The sequence below is a fragment of the Paracoccus kondratievae genome, from assembly GCF_009301415.1.
Lineage (GTDB): Bacteria > Pseudomonadota > Alphaproteobacteria > Rhodobacterales > Rhodobacteraceae > Paracoccus > Paracoccus kondratievae.
Genome location: NZ_CP045073.1, coordinates 532700 through 549095, shown reverse-complemented (window position 1 = coordinate 549095; position 16396 = coordinate 532700). Strand labels below are relative to the sequence as shown.

Below are 16396 nucleotides of genomic sequence, written 5' to 3'. Positions count from 1 at the left end.
TGATTGGCGGGTTTGATGATGCGCGTCCATGCGGCTTGACGGGGAAAGCAGCATGCAGACAGCAAATCCCGGGCATGTGCCCGTTTATTGTGCGGGTTGCCTGAATTATGTGCGACAGAATGGCCGGGCGACGCGAGATCCTGACGACTCGACAGATGCGTGCGCTGGAAGGAACCGCGATCAACAGTGCCAGCGTGACCGGAGCCGCGCTGATGGAGCGGGCCGGAGCGGGTGTTGTGACCGAGGTTCTGACCTTTTGGCCCGAGTATGCACAGCAGCCGGGGCGAGCGGTGATTCTCTGCGGGCCGGGCAATAATGGCGGCGACGGTTATGTCATCGCCCGCCAACTGGCATCGTGCGGCTGGCAGATCCGGCTGGCGGCGCTTGCGCCCCCCGTGACGCCTGATGCACGCGCCGCGGCGGCGGGCTGGATCGGGACGGTTGCGGCGCTTGACGATATTGGCCCCGAGGACTTTCCGCCCGGCACCCTGTGTATTGATGCGCTTTTCGGAACCGGGTTGACGCGCCCCTTGCCTGATGAATGCGCTGCGCCTTTGCGGCTGGCTGCTGCCTGTGGCTGTCCCATCGTCGCGGTTGATATCCTTAGCGGGCTTTGCGCTGACAGTGGCCGGGTGCTGGGTGGGCTGGATCTGCCGGCGGTGGCCCTGACGGTCAGTTTTCAGCGCGCCAGGCTTGGGCATCTGCTGGCACAGGGGGGCGAGCTTAGCGGTGCGTTGCGCCTTGTCGATATTGGTCTTGATTCGTGGATGAAGGGGGTGGATGGACCTGCCCTGCTGGCTGGTCCTCAGCCCGCGCTGGCAAAGCGCGCTGGCCACAAATACGACCACGGCCACGCGTTGATTCTGGGCGGAGGGTCGGGGCAGGGCGGCGCAGCGCGGCTGACGGCGCGGGCGGCGTTGCGGGTGGGTGCGGGCCTGGTGACGCTTGCCTGTCCGCCCGACGCGTTGGCCGAGAATGCGGCGCGGCTTGATGCGGTGATGTTGCGCCCGGTCCCCGATCGTGCCGGGCTGGAGCGGTTGCTTGAGGATCGCCGTTTCAACGCGCTGGCTCTGGGTCCGGCGCTGGGGCTTCAGCGCGCGCGCGATCTGGTCCCGGTGGCGCTGGCGTCACAGCGGGCGGTATTGCTGGATGCCGATGCGCTGACTGCCTTTGCCGATGCGCCCGGAACTCTGTTTTCGGCGCTGCATCCGGGCGTGGTGCTGACCCCGCACGGAGGTGAGTTTGCCCGGCTATTCCCTGATCTGGCCCGTCAGTTTGTCGCCCCGGCCCCAACTGGTCCTGCGTTTTCACGACTGGACGCGGTCCGACAGGCGGCGGCGAGGGCTGGCTGCACCGTATTGCTCAAGGGGCCCGACACGGTGATCGCTACCCCGGGGGGAGAGGCGCGCATTGCCGCCGCTGTCGGAGAGGCCGCTGCGCCATGGCTTGCAACAGCGGGCTCGGGCGATGTGTTGTCTGGCATCATCGCCGGTCTGCTGGCGCGCGGGTTCCCGCCGCTTGATGCTGCGGCGACGGGGGCCTGGCTGCACGCCGAGGCCGCGCGTGATTTTGGCCCTGGCCTGATCGCCGAGGACCTGCCCGGGCGGCTGCCTTCGGTGCTTCGTATGCTTGGCTGTTAAACTTTCCTCTCGCCAGCCGAAAACGGCTTTGCTAAGAGGGGCGCCAATCCGTGGATGGCCGGTTTCGGTTCGCGCGGATCAGGATGCGGGTGTGGCGAAACTGGCAGACGCACCAGATTTAGGTTCTGGCGCCGCAAGGCGTGGGGGTTCAAGTCCCTCCACCCGCACCATATTGAAAAATATACACAATCTTGCGTATATAGGCAACGGATTTGACCCTGTGCCGAAGGGTTTTGGCACATGTTTTAGCACTATCACGTTCCGTCCCTGTTCTGTTCTCTACGACTCTGAGCCGCCTTGGAGACCTGCTTTTGATTTGCTTGTGAGCGGTACTTTTGGACCATCGTCAGCGTCTTGTGCCCTGTAACTGACTGGATCTCGGCGTCCGTACATCCTGCCTCGGCTAACTGCATGGCTGCGGTATAGCGCTAACCGTGACGAGGCATGACACCAGTGGGTTTGCCCGAGCCCCATCGTCGGCGGCCAGCCATCGATGAAGAAAGTTGATTTCTCCATCATTCAGGTGACCGTCAGCGAGAAGGCCGCGGGCAATACCGATCAGTTCATGGATTTGCCGTTCGCCTATCCGTTGGCCGCGAAATTGGCCTGCCCGTGCTGTATCCGATATGTGAACCTCCATTTTTTCTCCTGAGCGTAGGAAGCAACTAACTGATTCTGGGAGTCAAAAATGGTCAACGGCATCCCCGAGGTTCAAGTCATGTTTCGCCGCAAAGCGGCGAAGGTTGTCGCAGCCGCTAAGGCGCAGGCGCGGGTTAGTGGAGAGCAGGTGACGTCCGCGATGTGTTATCTCGCGCCGCGCGAGGAGGGCGAATTGATCCGCTCGATCCGAGTGGAGGATGCAACGACGGTCCAGACCGGTAAGGGCTCGCGAGGGTTCATCGAAGTGGTGGTCAAGGTTGGGGACGAGGCCACGATAGTAACCAACGATCGCGGCGCCCGCTTCCAAAACGCCAAATTGCAGGAGTATGGCACGAAGAACATGCCCGCTAACCTCTTCTTCAACCCGGCATGGCGGCCGAAGACCCGCGCTCGCTCTGCGATTACGCGAGCAGTCCGGAAAGCGTGGGTCAGTGGACCAACCAGCGCGCGGCACTTGTTGACCTCCGCGAGCATATCCCCTCCCCGCTGCTGACCCGCGCTGGCCGATCTGGTGCTTGAGGACAACCAAAGCGCGCCTGCGCCGCCCGCCACCCCTGTGGGGGGTCTTTCGACATCGCCCGATGCGACGCTGGCCGATGCCACTTTGCGGCCACTGCGTGCGCTGCAATCACCCCTGAGGAACTGCAACATCATCGCGAGCGCAAGCAAGCCCCGGCGGAAGATCCTGCCGCCCGACCCCAGCCCGTCCCGTTTCCAGATAACGTCCGCGTGGACGAGGATGAGGAACGCCCGCGCTGCAAGGTTCAGCTGCTCTGCTTCATGCCGGTCAGTCCCGATGTGGATCGCACCGAGTTCCGCCGGCAATTGAAGTTGCAGGAGCGGGCGCTGAACGCGATGACGCCGGGCGAGATGTTGGGCAACCGTGGCGCCTATCTCGCCAATCCCGAAGGCATGCGCAAGCTGTCCGAGCCGTTGCAGGCAAGAACGAGAGCGGAATATCGGTCCTCGAAAATTAGGGAATACAATAGGTTATATGGCCCAGATGGCAGAAAAATGCTCGACGCGCACATGGAAACCGTTGCCGCCTTGCACAATCCCGACATGATCGCGGGCGGGGCCTATACCTCGGTTGCCGATCCGTCGATCCCGCTGCGAGACCGCATTGGCGGCCTCAACGAGAACAGCTCGATGGGATCGCAATGGCGGGGCGGCAGATCGCAGCGGCTGGCGAATCACGCCATGGAACAGCAAAGGAACGGATGTCCTTCGGTCCAGGTCGTTCTTGAGATTTGTGTCGATCGAGGGCGGTGAGGGAGAACAAGCATGGTTCAGTATAGTGAGCAGGATTATTTCGACGCGCTGATCCGCAAATATGCGCCAGTTGCTCATTCCTATCCGACAGAAGCACAGGTCGAAAAATGGCGGGGGCGCCTGCCGGATTTCCTCTTGCGCTGGTGGACTGAACAAGGCTGGGGATCGCTCAGCAAAGGTCAGTATTGGGTTTGTGATCCGGATTTCCTGCGCCCGGTGATGGACGAGGTCTTCGCGGGTGATCCGGAATACAATGTCGATGATCTGATCCCGTTCGGTTATAATGCGCTCGGGATGATCGATGTGTTCATGGGGGCGGGCAGGACCATGACCATCAACCTTGCTTTCGGGACGGTGACATGGCGCGATCAATCCAGCCCAGATTATCGGGGTAGCAGGCCCGATTTCAAGCCAATATACTTCCAAATTGATGATGGCGCCTACCGTCTTGACTGGAACGACGAAGACATGATCCCACTATTCCCCTGGGCACTGGAAAATCTTGGCGAACTGGCCCCTGGCGAAATCTATGGCTTCGTTCCCGCCTATTCGGCCTCTGGTGATTACCCCGTCAGGAACCTGCAAAGATTGCCGCTGATCGAGCATCTGGTCATGCTGGCTTCGCTGTCACCGCCGACGCTCTACGATTATGTCCAGCCCGAGGGTGAACAAGGAGGCTTCGGAACGCTGGTGCCACGCAGAAAAGTCGGACGGCAGCCATAGTGTTACCCACAACCTTCCCGCGACTCTCTCAACTTCTCTGCTCGATGAGCGATGTTACCCGTTTGCAGGCCAATAGCTATCCTAAAATGAATGCGTGACTACGGGTCTGCCCCGGTCGCGGCATTGATATAGAAGGAAACCCGCTATGAACGATGAGATCGGCGTCGATTTCAGTGGCATGAATTTGCAGGATTACGGACCAACAGACCGCAGTCATCCATTCGATGATATTCTTGATGTGCTGGGACCGATGGATTTTGTCGAACCGGTCAGCCAAGCAGAAGCGGAGCGCTATCGCGGGAGACTACCGGACGGGCTGCTGGATTTTTGGGTCAAGAACGGGCGGGGTGCATTGCTGCAAGGCTATGCATGGCTCTGTGATCCCGAACTGCTCCGGCCAGTTCTGGAAGCTGTGTTCGAAGGAGATCCCGAATATTCGGCAGATGAGTTTGACTGCTATGCCTATGAATATGACGGTAGAGTTCGAGCGTGGAGTGCAAAAAACCAGCACTGTGAAATAGATTTGACAGCCTTCGATAACGCAACAGTAGACGTTTACGGACCTGAACCGCTACCTGATGTTCAGTTTGGCACAATGACGCCAGATTTTTTCGTTGCCCATTACTTGCGGAATCGCGGTTACAATCTCGCCCGTGATATGGACGAAGAGTATACGGACTATCACTTGTTCACCTCAGCCTCGAACCGGCTTGGCCGTCTTGAGCCTGGCGAGATCTTCGGTTTTTTCCCCTCACGCCAGATGGGCGGCGAAGGATATCCCGAAGATATGCGCAAGGTGAAAATCGTTGAGCATCTGCTTTTCCATGCTCAGCTTGATCGGGCCACCCTGATCGGCTGGGAGCCGATACCGGATGGCGGCGGCCTCAGGCGGCCTGTTCCGATCCGCAAGCTTGGCCCGCAAGGCGAATAATCCCGTCCGCAGCCTCGGCCAATACGCGCGAGATCGGGCCCAACTGGCCGGGAGTGCCCTGTTTCAGCTTACGGATGATCGGTGTGCGGATCGCCGCGACCGCGATCCCGGTCGTTTGCCGTAGCGGCAGTCCGGACAGGACTTTCACCATCAAGCAGAATTGGATGGGGGCATCGCTGAATACCGGCGGCCGACCGTTGTACCCGGCCTTCGGTGCGCGCCAGACCATGTCCTTGTCCAGCCAGATCAGCAAAGACCCGCGCCGCCTGAGCGCATCGTTGTAGGACTTCCAGTTCGTCGTGCGGTAGTGGCTCGGGTCAGGCCGGGTCATGACAGACTATTAAACCCATGGATTCTACATGGAAATCCTGCTTGCCGGGGACGTCTGCAACAACGCCGCTGCAATCACACAAGCGTCGCCATACTCATTTCTTGAGTTGGGACCTATATTCTTGAATGCCGGCGGGCGGGATGCTTCAAACTCCCGACTTGGGGAGGGATCATGAGCGAACTTTACCGGCTGACAGACGCGCAGATTAAGCAGCTGCGGCCGTTCTTTCCGAAGTCCCGGGCAGGCCGAGGGCCGATGACCTGCGGGTGTTGAGCGGGATAATCTTCATCCAGCGCAATGGGTTGATGTGAAAGGACGCGCCTGCGGCCGATGGCCCGCCGAAGACGCTCTGCAACCGCTGGAAGCGGTGGAGCCGGATGGGTGTGTTCGCCACGATCATGACCGAACAGGCTGCCGAAGCGCAGAAGACCGGGATCGTAATGATCGACGCGACCCACGCCAGGGCGCATCGAACCGCATCGAGCCTGGCGGATGCAAAGGGCCGTCCGATCCGGATGTTCCTGTCGGCAGGCCAGACCTCCGGCTACATTGGCGCGCGGGCGCTGCTTGCAGACCGGGGTCTTGATGCCGGCTGGTCCCGCAATGCGCTGATCGGGACGGGTATTTCGCCGTGCATCCCCTCCCGCACCCCCCCTCCCGCACCGGCCGGAAAACCTCGATCCCGCATGACACCGGACTCTACCGCCTGCGCCACCGGATCGAGAACATGTTCGCACGCCTCAAGGACTGGCGCTGCATCGGAACCCGATACGACCGTTGCCCGATCCTGTCCCTCTCCGCCTGCACCCTGGCCGCAAACGTCATATAGTGGTTGTGAGCCCTGATTCTGGGCCGGCAGAAGACCCACGGCGGCCGGGTGGATGGGTCGTGCTGCAGGATAGCCGCAGGATAAAGGCGAGTAGCCGAAGCGCATGCCTGTGGATTCGTGTGTGTCACACAAATTGCCGAGGAGCGTTTTGGAAAAATGACGCAGGCGCGTAACGCCGGGATGATCTCAGAAGGTTGCGGCAATGAAAGCAGTCGGTATCGCGCCTATTTTCCGGGGCTTTGGGTGTCAAAGAAACCAGCTTTCATTCGTGTCGGAAACACTGCGTGAAGAACCGCCCATCACAGCCCTGCCGGCAAAGGGCACAGGGCCTTGGGGGTCACCGGCATAGGCCCAAAGGGCCCGCCTGCAACGATGTGAGCGTCGGCAAGAGGGCCCCCGCACCCGTTTGTTATGCCGCCTGGAAGGCGCTCCGATAGGCTCCGGTGGGGATTTCATGCGGAGTAAAGCTTTCGGCCGATGCCCTGTGCCACCTGTCGTGCCATTCGGCAAGGTCGGGATAGGTCTCGCCCGACACCAGAAAGCCTTCGGGCAGATAGGGGCTGGCGATGTTGCCGTCGGTGAACTCATTGTCCCTGAGGCGGAACATCAGGTGATATGGCATGAAGTCGCTGGGCCTATGCAGACCGGCTGCGCCCGCCAGCTCACCGAGGGTGTGAAGCGTGTTCCGGTGGAACCGTGCAACCCGATCACTTTTGTCCCCGACGTCAATCGCCCGCTGCCTGCGGGGATCCTGAGTGGCAATCCCGACCGGGCATTTGTTCGTATGACAGGACTGTGCCTGAACGCAGCCGATCGAGAACATGAACCCGCGGGCCGAGTTGCACCAGTCCGCCCCCAGCGCCAGCGCCCGGGCTATATCGAAGGCCGAGATGACCTTTCCGGCCGCCCCGATCCTGACCCTGTCACGGATACCTGCCCCGCGCAGGGTGTTGTGAACAAAACTCAGACCTTCCAGCATCGGCATGCCGACCCGGTTGGTGAACTCCAGCGGGGCGGCTCCGGTGCCGCCCTCTTTCCCGTCAACGACGATGAAATCGGGAACGATGCCTGTTTCAAGCATCGCCTTGACCATGCACATGAACTCGCGCCGATGGCCGATACAGAGCTTGAATCCGACGGGTTTGCCTTCTGAAAGCTCGCGTAGCTGACCGATGAACCTCATCATCCCCAGCGGGGTAGAAAATGCGCTGTGCGCCGCAGGTGAAATGCAATCGACGCCCATCGGGATGCCACGAGCTTCGGCAATTTCGGGCGTGATCTTAGCGGCGGGAAGCACGCCCCCATGACCGGGCTTGGCCCCCTGGCTGAGCTTAAGCTCGATCATCTTTACCTGAGGATCGGCGGCCTGCTTTGCAAAACGTTCGGGCGAGAAGCTGCCATCCTCATTCCGGCAGCCGAAATAACCGGAGGCCACCTGATAAATGAGATCGCCCCCGCCTTCCCGATGGTAGCGGCTGATGCCCCCTTCGCCGGTGTCATGTGCGAAACCGCCCTTTTCCGCACCCCGGTTAAGCGCAAGCACGGCATTTGCCGACAGAGAGCCAAAGCTCATGGCGGAAATGTTGTAGATGCTGGCGTCATAGGGCTGACGACAGTCCGGCCCCCCTATCTTGACCCGGAAATTGGTGTCACTGATCGTCACCGGCACGGCTGAATGGGTGATCCAGGCATAGCCAGAGCCATAGACGTTTTGCGTGGTGCCGAAAGGCCGCTTGTCCTCAACGCCCTTGGATCGCTGATAGACGAGCGCACGGGCTTCACGGCTGAACGGCTCTTCGTCACGATCGCTTTCGATCAGGTATTGACGGATTTCAGGCCGGATCGATTCCATCAGGAAACGTACGTGACCGATCACCGGATAGTTGCGAAGGATGGAATGCCGACGCTGTTTTATGTCCCACAGCCCCAGCAGAGAAAGGCCCGTCGCGCTGATCGCCAATGGCGCCCACCAGCCGCTGTGAAGAACTGTCGCAGCTGATGCCATCACTGCCGTGATACATGTTCCAGCAAAAACGGTATAGCGGGCGGACGAAAACATGGGGAACCCCTTAACCAGGTTTGGAATGCCTGAACCATCATATTGCATAGGTCCGCTCAGACAAGGCGGGCTGGTCAGCGAGATGCCGCAGAGCCGGTGACGCAGCGTAAGCAATGAAAACCCACAGGCATTCTTGAGCCTGTTGAGACAGCGTTGGACACTATTGTGCAGGCAGGCCACCTGAAAGCTGCAGGGGCGGCTCCTGGTCAGGACCGTTCAATGTGACGCAAGGGCCTCTTTTGCAGCACTGTGCCCACGCACATGTCGCTTGACCGAAAGCTGCGGATCCCGGGGCCGCGATGACGTCCGTGCCACTGTCTGCCTGGGCAATGACAGTAAAGCCATCCTGCATCAGAACCTGAAACGGACGGCAGGCGGCGGTGCAGGTTATTGCCGGCCGCTACCTGGTTACAGATCAAATATCCGGCCTCGGCTCAGCAAAGCTTCGGGATCAATTGCACGTTTTATACGCCGGAACAGGTCCAGCGTGACCGGATCAACGCGTTGCAGGAACGCCTGTTTTTTCGATCTGCCGATCCCGTGTTCGGCGCTGATGCTGCCGCCGAACTGATCGACCGTCCCGAAGATGATTTCTTCGGCGCGGGCAAACAGTGCTTTCCGCTCTTCGACAGGCCAGTCGGCGGGTGGCACGATATTGAGGTGGATATTGCCGTCTCCGACATGGCCATAGGTGACCGGTTGCCCTTCGGGCAAAGACTGCGCCAGGGTTTCAAGCGCGGCCGAAAGAAAGGCCGGGATCTGTGCGATCGGCACCGAAACATCGGTGCGAAGGTAAGGCCCGCTGCGGCTTTGCGATTCAACCATCGCCTCGCGGCAGGCCCATAGCCGCTCTGCCTGGGCTTTGTTCATGGCGATCACCCCGTCCATCAGCAGGTCACCCGCATCCGCGAGGCAGCTTTCCAGAAGGGCACGCAGATCGACTCTGCCGCCACCTGCCAACTCCATAAGGATATAGACCGGGCAGGGGGTTTCCAGCGGGTCAGAAAGTTCGGGGCGATGGGTAAGGCCGCGTTCAAGACCTGGTCGTAACATGATCTCAAAGGCTGAAAGCAGGTCACTGCAACTGCGCCGCGCCATGGCGTAAAGCGCCATCGCGTCCTCGACCGTGTGCAGGCCGATAAGGGCGGTCTCGACCTGGCTTGGTCTGGGGAACAGTTTCAGCGCCACGGCGGTGACAATGCCAAGCGTGCCTTCGGCGCCGATGAACAGTTGCTTAAGATCGTAGCCGCGGTTGTCCTTGCGCAGGGTTCTCAGGCCGTTCCAGATCCTGCCGTCGGGCAGGACCACCTCAAGCCCCAGAACAAGATCGCGGGTCATGCCATAGCGCAGGACGTTGAACCCGCCGGCGTTCGTTGCGACATTGCCACCAATCCGGCACGACCCCTGAGCGCCAAAGGTGATCGGCAGCAGGCAATCCTGTTCTTCGGCCGCAAGCTTGGCGGTTTCAAGGATGCAGCCGGCCTCGACCACCATCGCAAAGCCGACCGTATCAATCGAGCGGATGGCATTCATCCGGTCAAGCAGCACCACGACCTCTGGCCGGTCAGGGTCAGAGACTGCCGCGCCCACCAGACCCGTCAGACCCCCTTGCGGTACGACACCGGCGCCGAGTTCAGCGCAGCGGATCATAAGCGCCGAAAGCTCTTGCGCCGAGCGGGGGCGAGCGACGGCAAGAGGGGTGCCGACATAGGCCCTGGTCCGGTCCCGCGTGTAAGACGCGATGATGTCCGGGTCGGTCACAAACAGATCGGCATCGAAACCCGCAAAAAGGGCGTCGGCAGTCACGGTCCGGGGCGAGGCAGTCATCGGTTGTCCTTTGTGTCGGGCGGCCTGCGCGAGGCGCAGGGGGTCAGTAAATTCCGCTGGCACGCATTTCGGCCAGGTGGCGTTTCATGTCGGCGACGCGTGCGCGATGCGCCTCATCCCGGCCCAGGCTGACGGCGGTTGAGAGAATGTCGATGATGACCATGGCGGCCACGCGCGAAATCGTCGGGGTAAAGACGTCGGTGTTCTCCAGCGTTTCGACCACGATGCCGATGTCACAGTGGCGCAGCAGCGGGCTTTCCGAACCGGTGATGCCAATGGTCCGGGCGCCGCGTTCTTTTGCAAGGCGGGTCGCCTGGATCACCTCACGCGTGGTACCGGTGTTCGAGATCGCTACCACGACATCACGTGGCCCGACCATTGCGGCGGTCATGAACATCTGATGACCGTCGGTCGGGGCGCCGCAGGGTACGCCAAACAGCGGGAATTTCTGTTGCGCATCGCGTGCGACGATGCCGGATGCGCCAAAGCCAAAGAATTCGATACGGTCGCAGGAGGAAAGCGTCTCGACTGCGGCGGCCAGCCGCTGGGGATCAAGTTTGCTGCGCGCCCAGGCGAGGTTCGAGAGGTTGAAGTCAAAGATCTTGGTGACGATGGTGCCCAGATCGTCCTCGGCCGAGATTGCACTATGCGAGGTCGAGCGTGAAAAGGCCAGTGAGCGGGCAAGCTTTACCCGAAGATCGCGAAAGCCTTCGCAGCCGATCGCAGCGCAGAAACGCAGAACGGTCGGTTCACTGACGCCCGATGCTTCGGCCAGTGCGGCAAGGGTCATTTCGGTGGCGGCAAGCGGGGCCTCAAGAATCGTCTCGGCGACGCGGCGGTCGGACTTGCGTAATCCGGGCAGGGCGCGCCGGATTACCTCAAGCAGGTTGTCGTCAAGGCTTTCGCTTGCCATCAGATCCATCAGTCAGTCCTTCTGCAGGTCCATTGCCATGCCGATTTCGGGACGCAGGATGATCGGATCGCGGCTTGCTGCCGCGGCCGCGTCGATGGTCGCCGGATCGAGCGTGTTGAAGGCAAACATACCAAAGTGATGCGGCACGAGGTAGCGCGCTGCAGCTGCGGTCGTGACTGTGATCGCCTCATCCAGCGTCAGGTTCCCCGGAATCCCGGCATCGCGCCGTTCGGCGTCTCGTCCGTTGACCGGCAGCAGCAGGATGTCTGTCCCGAAATCACGAAACCGCTCGGCCAGCCCGGGGTAGGGGATCGTGTCGCCGGAATGCGCGATGCGGGCTCCGCCCGAGGCAAAGGCATAGCCAAGAAACACATGCTGCCCCTTTTCGTCCCGCTCAAACATTTCATGGGCGGCCGGCAGCACCCGCAGCGTCAGGCCGGGCAGGGGCTCCGGTTCATCATCGGCGTTGACGGCGATCAGGGAGGCATTCTCGCCGATCCTTTCGCGCGCCGCCTCAACCCGGGCGGCCGGCACAACAAATGGCAGGTCGGGAAAACGGCGATGCAGGGGGCCCAGAGTGTCGGGGTCCATATGGTCGGTATGGGCATGGGTGATCAGCACGATGTCTGGCCGCGGCAGAGCCTCGGGCGTCACCGGTACCGGCATCATGCGACGATGATCGAAACGCTTGCCGGCATATTTCCGCGCCAGGCTGTCGGACAGGTAAGGGTCGATCAGCAGGCGATGCGCCCCGGTGTCGATCCAGAAACCGGCCTGCCCCAGCCAATGGATGGCAGGGCCGTCTGCGATAGCTCCGGGCCGGGGGTTAAGCCGCATGGCACTGCCCCGGATGAGCGGACGGAAAGCGTTTCATGCAGCGATCCTTCCGGTTACTTCGCCGGCAATCCGGGCGATAGCGTCGAATTCCGGACCCGAGGTGGGAATCGCCACATCGAAGACCTCTGCGATCACCTGTGTCCAGCCGTGGATGAAATAGGTCCAGCCGTCCTCAACCTGCAGCCTGCGCGCGGGGGCCTGAGCACGAGCCTGATCCAGAAAGACCAGATCGCCACGATAGTTCAGCTCCCACACCACGGCGCGTTCCGGGAACTGACAGGCATCTGTCAGCGGCGATCCCGGCGCGTCTTTGCCAAGCCCGGTCGCGTTCACGATCAGGCTGCCGGGTTTCATTCCTGCCAGCACCCGGTCATTTTCGGCGGCGGTCGGGGCCAGGACATATTCGACCGGAACGTCGCTGCCGATCTGCCGGTGGATGTCGCGAATATGGTCAAGGCGCGGCTGCGAGCGGTTGGAAACCACGATCCGCGAAGGTCTGTCTGCCCCGCGTCGGGCTTGCATCAGGTGCCATGTCATGGCGATGGTCGAGCCGCCCGCCCCCATTGAAAAGAACTCGGCCCCGGTGCTGGCGAAATGCCCGGGTTGCAGGAAACTGTCGATCGAAAGACCGGATGAGATCGGGTCCTTGGCGTGGCAGATCAGCCGTCCGTTCCGTTTTGACAGGCAGCTTGTCTCGGCCATCAGTGCGGCGTGCGGGTCGATTTCGTCGAACAGGTCGCGGCAGGCGGCAAAGAGATCAAGCTTGTGCGTGGTGACAAGTGCGCCGAGTGACTGGGGATCGGCCTTGATGAATTCAACGGCCTCGCGATAGCGCGCGGGTTCGGCATGTGGCTGAAAATCCATGCCGCGAATCTCGACATCGCCCAGGCCGAGATGATGCGCCCAGGCGGGAAAGACCCGCATGATCGAGCTTTTCGCGGTGGTTACGCCGATGAAATAAAAGGTCGGTTTGCGTGCGGCTTCGTAGGGCATTCGTGATTTCCTTCGACTTCAGACGGCATTACCGACAAGCGCGGCGGCGACTTCCGGGGGGCGGGGAACGTAGCTGGTATTGTCGGTAAGGGTCCAACCGTCATCCACTGCGACGACGCGGTGACGCATGCCGCCAGAGCGTTCGATGATGCCATAGTCCTGACCCGAATCGGCGGGGTAGCAGAACACCATCACCAGATCTTCGTCGCCGATATTGACCGTGCGGTGAATCCAGTAGGGGGGCACGTAGCAGATCGTCTGCGGCCCGATCTCGACAATGCGGGTTTCGCCATCGGGCGATTCCAGCTGCATCAGCCCGGTGCCTTTCTGGCCATAATAGATTTCGGGGCGGTCAGATTTCGCGTGAATGTGGCCACGGGTCAGAAAGAACTCATCGCCGATGCGGCCGGGGCTCATTCTGGTGACGCCAAAGATCACATCCCCTGCTTTTTCCGAGGGGCGAAACTCGGTGACGTCATAGACGACCCGGTCCCCCTCGGCCAGCAGGGCGGCAAAGGCCGTTTGATCTGCATAAAGACCCGCCAGATCGCTGAGGCGCTTTTCGTAATGTCCGGTTCCGTTCGACATCGTGCCGGCCTCGGGGGATACGCGGCAGCTTGCTGGGGTAGGGATGGACATGCAGGGCCTCTCTGTTTGGTTGTTTTGCTACGTAAAAGATAGCGAGATTGAAATCAATACTCAATTATTATGCCCTATTTGCCAAGGTTACACTAAATTGCGGCGAATATTATTGTTGACTCGGAAAATATTAAGTTGCAAAACTACGAAAGATGAGCAGCGGGCGCATGTCCCGGGACTCACCACCGTCTGGGAGGAACTGCCAATGAAAACCACTGCAAGGCTTGCGCTTGTCGCTGTTGCTTCGATTACGGCCATGAGTGCGGCTGAGGCGTCCGCATGCACCATCGGCCTGTCGATGAAGACGCTGGATGCCCCCTATTTTGCCGCGCAAGAGGTGGCCGCCAAAGCTCGTGCCGCCGAGATCGGCTGCGAGATCATGACAGCCGATGCGGGCAATGATCTGAACAAGCAGGTCGCTGATATCGAGGATATGGTGGCGCGCGGGGTCGAGGCGCTGCTGGTCAATCCGCGCGACAGTCAGGGACTGGTCCCTGCCGTGAACGCGGCCTCGGCTCAGGGGGTCAAGGTTTTCGTCATCGACTCGACGCTGGATTCCAGCGCGGATTTCGTGACGCTGGTGCAGTCGTCCAACAGTCGCAACGGCCTTTTGGTCGGGCGCTGGATCGCCGATCAGACCAAGGGAAAGCCGCTGAAGATCGCGCTGATCTCGGGCGATCAGGGCAACGAAGTCGGGCAAGAGCGCCGGCTGGGCGTGCTTGCGGGGCTGCTTGAGGGTCAGTTGCAGACCAGCGGCACCGCAGGGTTTGAGATCGTCGGCCAGGGCTGGGGTCTGTGGAACAATGAAGGCGGCCTCGACGCGATGGAGGACATCCTGGTCGCCCATCCGGACGTCAATGTTGTGCTGGGCGAGAATGACTCGATGGTCCTTGGCGCGCGCAATGCGCTCAAGGCGGCAGGCAAGACGGACGTGCTGCTGGTTGCGGCCGCTGACGGTCAGAAAGAGGCGTTGGAGCTGATCAGATCCGGCGAATACGGGGCCACCGGCCTTAACGATCCGGCAATCGTCGCGACTACGGCGGTCGATCTGGCCAAACAGGCAGTCGATGGCGAGCTGCCTGAAGGTATGGGCAAGATCACCTATACCGAGCCCGCAGTGATCACCAAAGACAACGTCGGCAAGTACTATCGCCCCGACGCGGTGTTCTGATCGACGGCGGCGGGGACGGCTATGGTCTCTGCCGCCTTTTATCCTCCGATCCCTTGCAGAGAAGCTTCCATGACAGAAGTGGTGCAGCTTTCCGGTATCCGGAAATCCTTTGGCGGCATCCATGCTCTTAAAGGCGTGGACTTCGTCCTTCGCTCTGGCGAGGTGCACGCCCTGCTGGGTGAAAACGGCGCGGGCAAGTCCACCCTGATGCGCGTTCTGGGCGGAGAGCATTTGCCGAGTGAGGGAGAGATCCGTATCGACGGCCTGTCGGCCGTCTTTCACCGGCCCGCAGATGCCATGCAGCGCGGAATCGTCGTCATCCATCAAGAGATGGCGCTGGTTCCGGACCTTAGCGTTGCCGAAAACATCTTTCTTGCTGAACTGCCCCGGCTGATTTCCTGGCGCGAGATGAAGCGGCGCGCGCGTGACATCATTCAGCGGCTTGGCTTTGACATTCAGCCGCAGGCCATGGTCCGGGATCTGTCTGTTGCTCAGCAACAAGTGGTTGAAATTGCCAAGGCACTTTCAAGAAATGCGCGCGTCATCGTCTTTGACGAGCCGACTGCGGTGCTGTCGGTGCAGGATGCCGAGCGGCTGCTTACGATCATCCGCGACCTGCGGGATCAGGGTGTCGGGGTGGTCTATATTTCGCACCGCCTTGATGAGGTGTTCCGCATTGCTGACCGTATGACGGTCATGAAAGACGGGACGACCGTCGGCATGGTCGAGAAAAGCGCGGTGACTATTGATGATGTCATCCGCATGATGGTCGGACGTCGGCTGGATGCGCTTTTTGGCGAGGATGTCCCGCGTGAAATAGGGCGTGAGTTGCTGCGTACCGAAGGTCTTGGGCGTGGTAACGTGGTGCGGGACGTTTCGCTGACGGTGCGGGCCGGAGAGATCGTCGGTCTGGGCGGCCTTGTCGGTGCCGGACGGACAGAGCTTGTGCGGCTGATCTTTGGCGCTGACCGTCATGACGCCGGCCGCATCTTTGTTGCAGGGCAACAGATGCGCATCCGCCGTCCCGGGGACGCGGTGCGGGCCGGGATCGGTCTTGTGCCGGAAAGTCGCAAGGATCAGGGCGTCGTTCTGGACATGCCGATCCGCGTGAACGCGACCATGGCGCGCCTTGACCCGCTGACGAACCTTGTCGGTGTCGTCCGCCGCCGCGCCGAACGGCAGGCCGTTGACGCCCTGTCGGATCAGCTGCGGATCAAGGCTTCCAGTCAGGATGCTCCGGTCTCAAGCCTTTCGGGTGGCAACCAGCAAAAGGTCGTGCTTGCGAAATGGTTTCATGCAGAAGGGCGCGTACTGATCTTTGACGAACCCACCCGCGGCGTCGACGTTGGTGCCAAGACCGAGATCTACTCGCTTATTCGCAGGTTCGCGGCAGAGGGTAAGGCGGTGCTTGTGGTGTCGTCCGAACATCACGAACTGTTCGGCCTGTGCGACCGTATTCTTGTGATGCGTGAGGGCAGGCTTGCCGGTCAGCTTATGCCCCCCGACTACTCCGAAGAAAAACTGCTGAAGCTGGCGATGACCAGTAACGCGAACGCTGCATGAGGATAATT

General features: G+C 60.9%; 14 protein-coding genes, 1 tRNA gene and 2 pseudogenes. 10 read left to right on the top strand and 7 right to left on the bottom strand.

Translation table 11 applies throughout. The features are described from left to right. Window positions 1-119: 119 nt before the first annotated feature. From F8A10_RS14010 to F8A10_RS13980, 7 genes are all read left to right on the top strand, one after another. Entirely contained in the window at window positions 120-1640 is a 1521-nt protein-coding gene (locus F8A10_RS14010; protein ID WP_152367628.1) for an NAD(P)H-hydrate dehydratase, read from the top strand. 85 nt (window positions 1641-1725) lie between these two features. Then, window positions 1726-1810 (top strand) — tRNA-Leu (locus F8A10_RS14005). A 323-nt stretch (window positions 1811-2133) separates the two neighbouring features. Continuing rightward, complete coding sequence (locus F8A10_RS21125; protein ID WP_176224553.1) at window positions 2134-2292, top strand: hypothetical protein; 159 nt, start codon at window positions 2134-2136, stop codon at window positions 2290-2292. A gap of 36 nt (window positions 2293-2328) precedes the next feature. Then, a complete protein-coding gene (locus F8A10_RS13995; RefSeq protein ID WP_152367627.1) occupies window positions 2329-2793 on the top strand; it encodes a hypothetical protein in 465 nt (154 codons plus the stop codon). Window positions 2794-3029: 236 nt separating this feature from the next. Then, on the top strand, window positions 3030-3572 hold the full coding sequence (locus F8A10_RS13990) for a polymorphic toxin type 15 domain-containing protein (protein WP_152367626.1): 543 nt from the start codon (window positions 3030-3032) through the stop codon (window positions 3570-3572). A 12-nt stretch (window positions 3573-3584) separates the two neighbouring features. Next, window positions 3585-4295: a GAD-like domain-containing protein gene (locus F8A10_RS13985; RefSeq protein ID WP_152367625.1), complete on the top strand. Its 711-nt coding sequence runs from the start codon at window positions 3585-3587 to the stop codon at window positions 4293-4295. Between the two features lie 145 nt (window positions 4296-4440). Beyond that, window positions 4441-5226, top strand: coding sequence for a GAD-like domain-containing protein (locus F8A10_RS13980; RefSeq protein ID WP_152367624.1), 786 nt, complete (start codon window positions 4441-4443; stop codon window positions 5224-5226). Window positions 5227-5314: 88 nt separating this feature from the next. On the opposite strand, the pseudogene F8A10_RS13975 reads toward F8A10_RS13980, so the two are convergent. Further along, window positions 5315-5557: pseudogene (locus tag F8A10_RS13975) on the bottom strand (transposase); the annotation flags it as partial. A 171-nt stretch (window positions 5558-5728) separates the two neighbouring features. Here F8A10_RS13975 and F8A10_RS13970 point away from each other — a divergent pair. Then, window positions 5729-6386 (top strand): annotated as a pseudogene (locus tag F8A10_RS13970) (transposase). A gap of 409 nt (window positions 6387-6795) precedes the next feature. Here F8A10_RS13970 and F8A10_RS13965 read toward each other — a convergent pair. The 6 genes from F8A10_RS13965 to F8A10_RS13940 all read right to left on the bottom strand — a co-directional run bounded on the left by F8A10_RS13965 (window position 6796) and on the right by F8A10_RS13940 (window position 13654). Continuing rightward, window positions 6796-8445 (bottom strand): FMN-binding glutamate synthase family protein, encoded by a 1650-nt coding sequence (locus F8A10_RS13965; protein WP_040601769.1) that lies wholly within the window; start codon window positions 8443-8445, stop codon window positions 6796-6798. Between the two features lie 408 nt (window positions 8446-8853). Then, entirely contained in the window at window positions 8854-10272 is a 1419-nt protein-coding gene (locus F8A10_RS13960; protein ID WP_152367623.1) for an FAD-binding oxidoreductase, read from the bottom strand. A 43-nt stretch (window positions 10273-10315) separates the two neighbouring features. Next, the gene (locus F8A10_RS13955; RefSeq protein WP_010394238.1) at window positions 10316-11194 is read right to left on the bottom strand and encodes a MurR/RpiR family transcriptional regulator; all 879 of its coding nucleotides are present in this window, start codon (window positions 11192-11194) and stop codon (window positions 10316-10318) included. A gap of 3 nt (window positions 11195-11197) precedes the next feature. Then, window positions 11198-12022: an MBL fold metallo-hydrolase gene (locus F8A10_RS13950; RefSeq protein WP_010394240.1), complete on the bottom strand. Its 825-nt coding sequence runs from the start codon at window positions 12020-12022 to the stop codon at window positions 11198-11200. 33 nt (window positions 12023-12055) lie between these two features. Beyond that, window positions 12056-13015 (bottom strand): shikimate dehydrogenase family protein, encoded by a 960-nt coding sequence (locus tag F8A10_RS13945; protein WP_152367622.1) that lies wholly within the window; start codon window positions 13013-13015, stop codon window positions 12056-12058. Between the two features lie 18 nt (window positions 13016-13033). Further along, complete coding sequence (locus F8A10_RS13940; RefSeq protein ID WP_227493511.1) at window positions 13034-13654, bottom strand: glucose-6-phosphate isomerase; 621 nt, start codon at window positions 13652-13654, stop codon at window positions 13034-13036. A gap of 205 nt (window positions 13655-13859) precedes the next feature. On the opposite strand from F8A10_RS13940, the gene F8A10_RS13935 reads away from it, so the two are divergent. Together F8A10_RS13935 and F8A10_RS13930 are read left to right on the top strand one after the other, a co-directional pair. Further along, window positions 13860-14825 (top strand): substrate-binding domain-containing protein, encoded by a 966-nt coding sequence (locus F8A10_RS13935; RefSeq protein ID WP_010394244.1) that lies wholly within the window; start codon window positions 13860-13862, stop codon window positions 14823-14825. A 69-nt stretch (window positions 14826-14894) separates the two neighbouring features. Beyond that, window positions 14895-16388 carry a sugar ABC transporter ATP-binding protein gene (locus tag F8A10_RS13930; protein WP_152367621.1) on the top strand — a complete coding sequence of 498 codons (1494 nt, stop codon included), beginning with the start codon at window positions 14895-14897 and terminating at the stop codon, window positions 16386-16388. Window positions 16389-16396: the final 8 nt, after the last annotated feature.

What these genes read in the sequence shown, in the direction of transcription:
- F8A10_RS14010 (WP_152367628.1), top strand. Translation starts at nt 120, where the DNA reads ATGGCCGGGCGACGCGAGATCCTGACGACTCGACAGATGCGTGCGCTG.
- F8A10_RS21125 (WP_176224553.1), top strand. Translation starts at nt 2,134, where the DNA reads ATGAAGAAAGTTGATTTCTCCATCATTCAGGTGACCGTCAGCGAGAAG.
- F8A10_RS13995 (WP_152367627.1), top strand. Translation starts at nt 2,329, where the DNA reads ATGGTCAACGGCATCCCCGAGGTTCAAGTCATGTTTCGCCGCAAAGCG.
- F8A10_RS13985 (WP_152367625.1), top strand. Translation starts at nt 3,585, where the DNA reads ATGGTTCAGTATAGTGAGCAGGATTATTTCGACGCGCTGATCCGCAAA.
- F8A10_RS13980 (WP_152367624.1), top strand. Translation starts at nt 4,441, where the DNA reads ATGAACGATGAGATCGGCGTCGATTTCAGTGGCATGAATTTGCAGGAT.
- F8A10_RS13965 (WP_040601769.1), bottom strand. Translation starts at nt 8,445, where the DNA reads ATGTTTTCGTCCGCCCGCTATACCGTTTTTGCTGGAACATGTATCACG.
- F8A10_RS13960 (WP_152367623.1), bottom strand. Translation starts at nt 10,272, where the DNA reads ATGACTGCCTCGCCCCGGACCGTGACTGCCGACGCCCTTTTTGCGGGT.
- F8A10_RS13955 (WP_010394238.1), bottom strand. Translation starts at nt 11,194, where the DNA reads ATGGATCTGATGGCAAGCGAAAGCCTTGACGACAACCTGCTTGAGGTA.
- F8A10_RS13950 (WP_010394240.1), bottom strand. Translation starts at nt 12,022, where the DNA reads ATGCGGCTTAACCCCCGGCCCGGAGCTATCGCAGACGGCCCTGCCATC.
- F8A10_RS13945 (WP_152367622.1), bottom strand. Translation starts at nt 13,015, where the DNA reads ATGCCCTACGAAGCCGCACGCAAACCGACCTTTTATTTCATCGGCGTA.
- F8A10_RS13940 (WP_227493511.1), bottom strand. Translation starts at nt 13,654, where the DNA reads ATGTCCATCCCTACCCCAGCAAGCTGCCGCGTATCCCCCGAGGCCGGC.
- F8A10_RS13935 (WP_010394244.1), top strand. Translation starts at nt 13,860, where the DNA reads ATGAAAACCACTGCAAGGCTTGCGCTTGTCGCTGTTGCTTCGATTACG.
- F8A10_RS13930 (WP_152367621.1), top strand. Translation starts at nt 14,895, where the DNA reads ATGACAGAAGTGGTGCAGCTTTCCGGTATCCGGAAATCCTTTGGCGGC.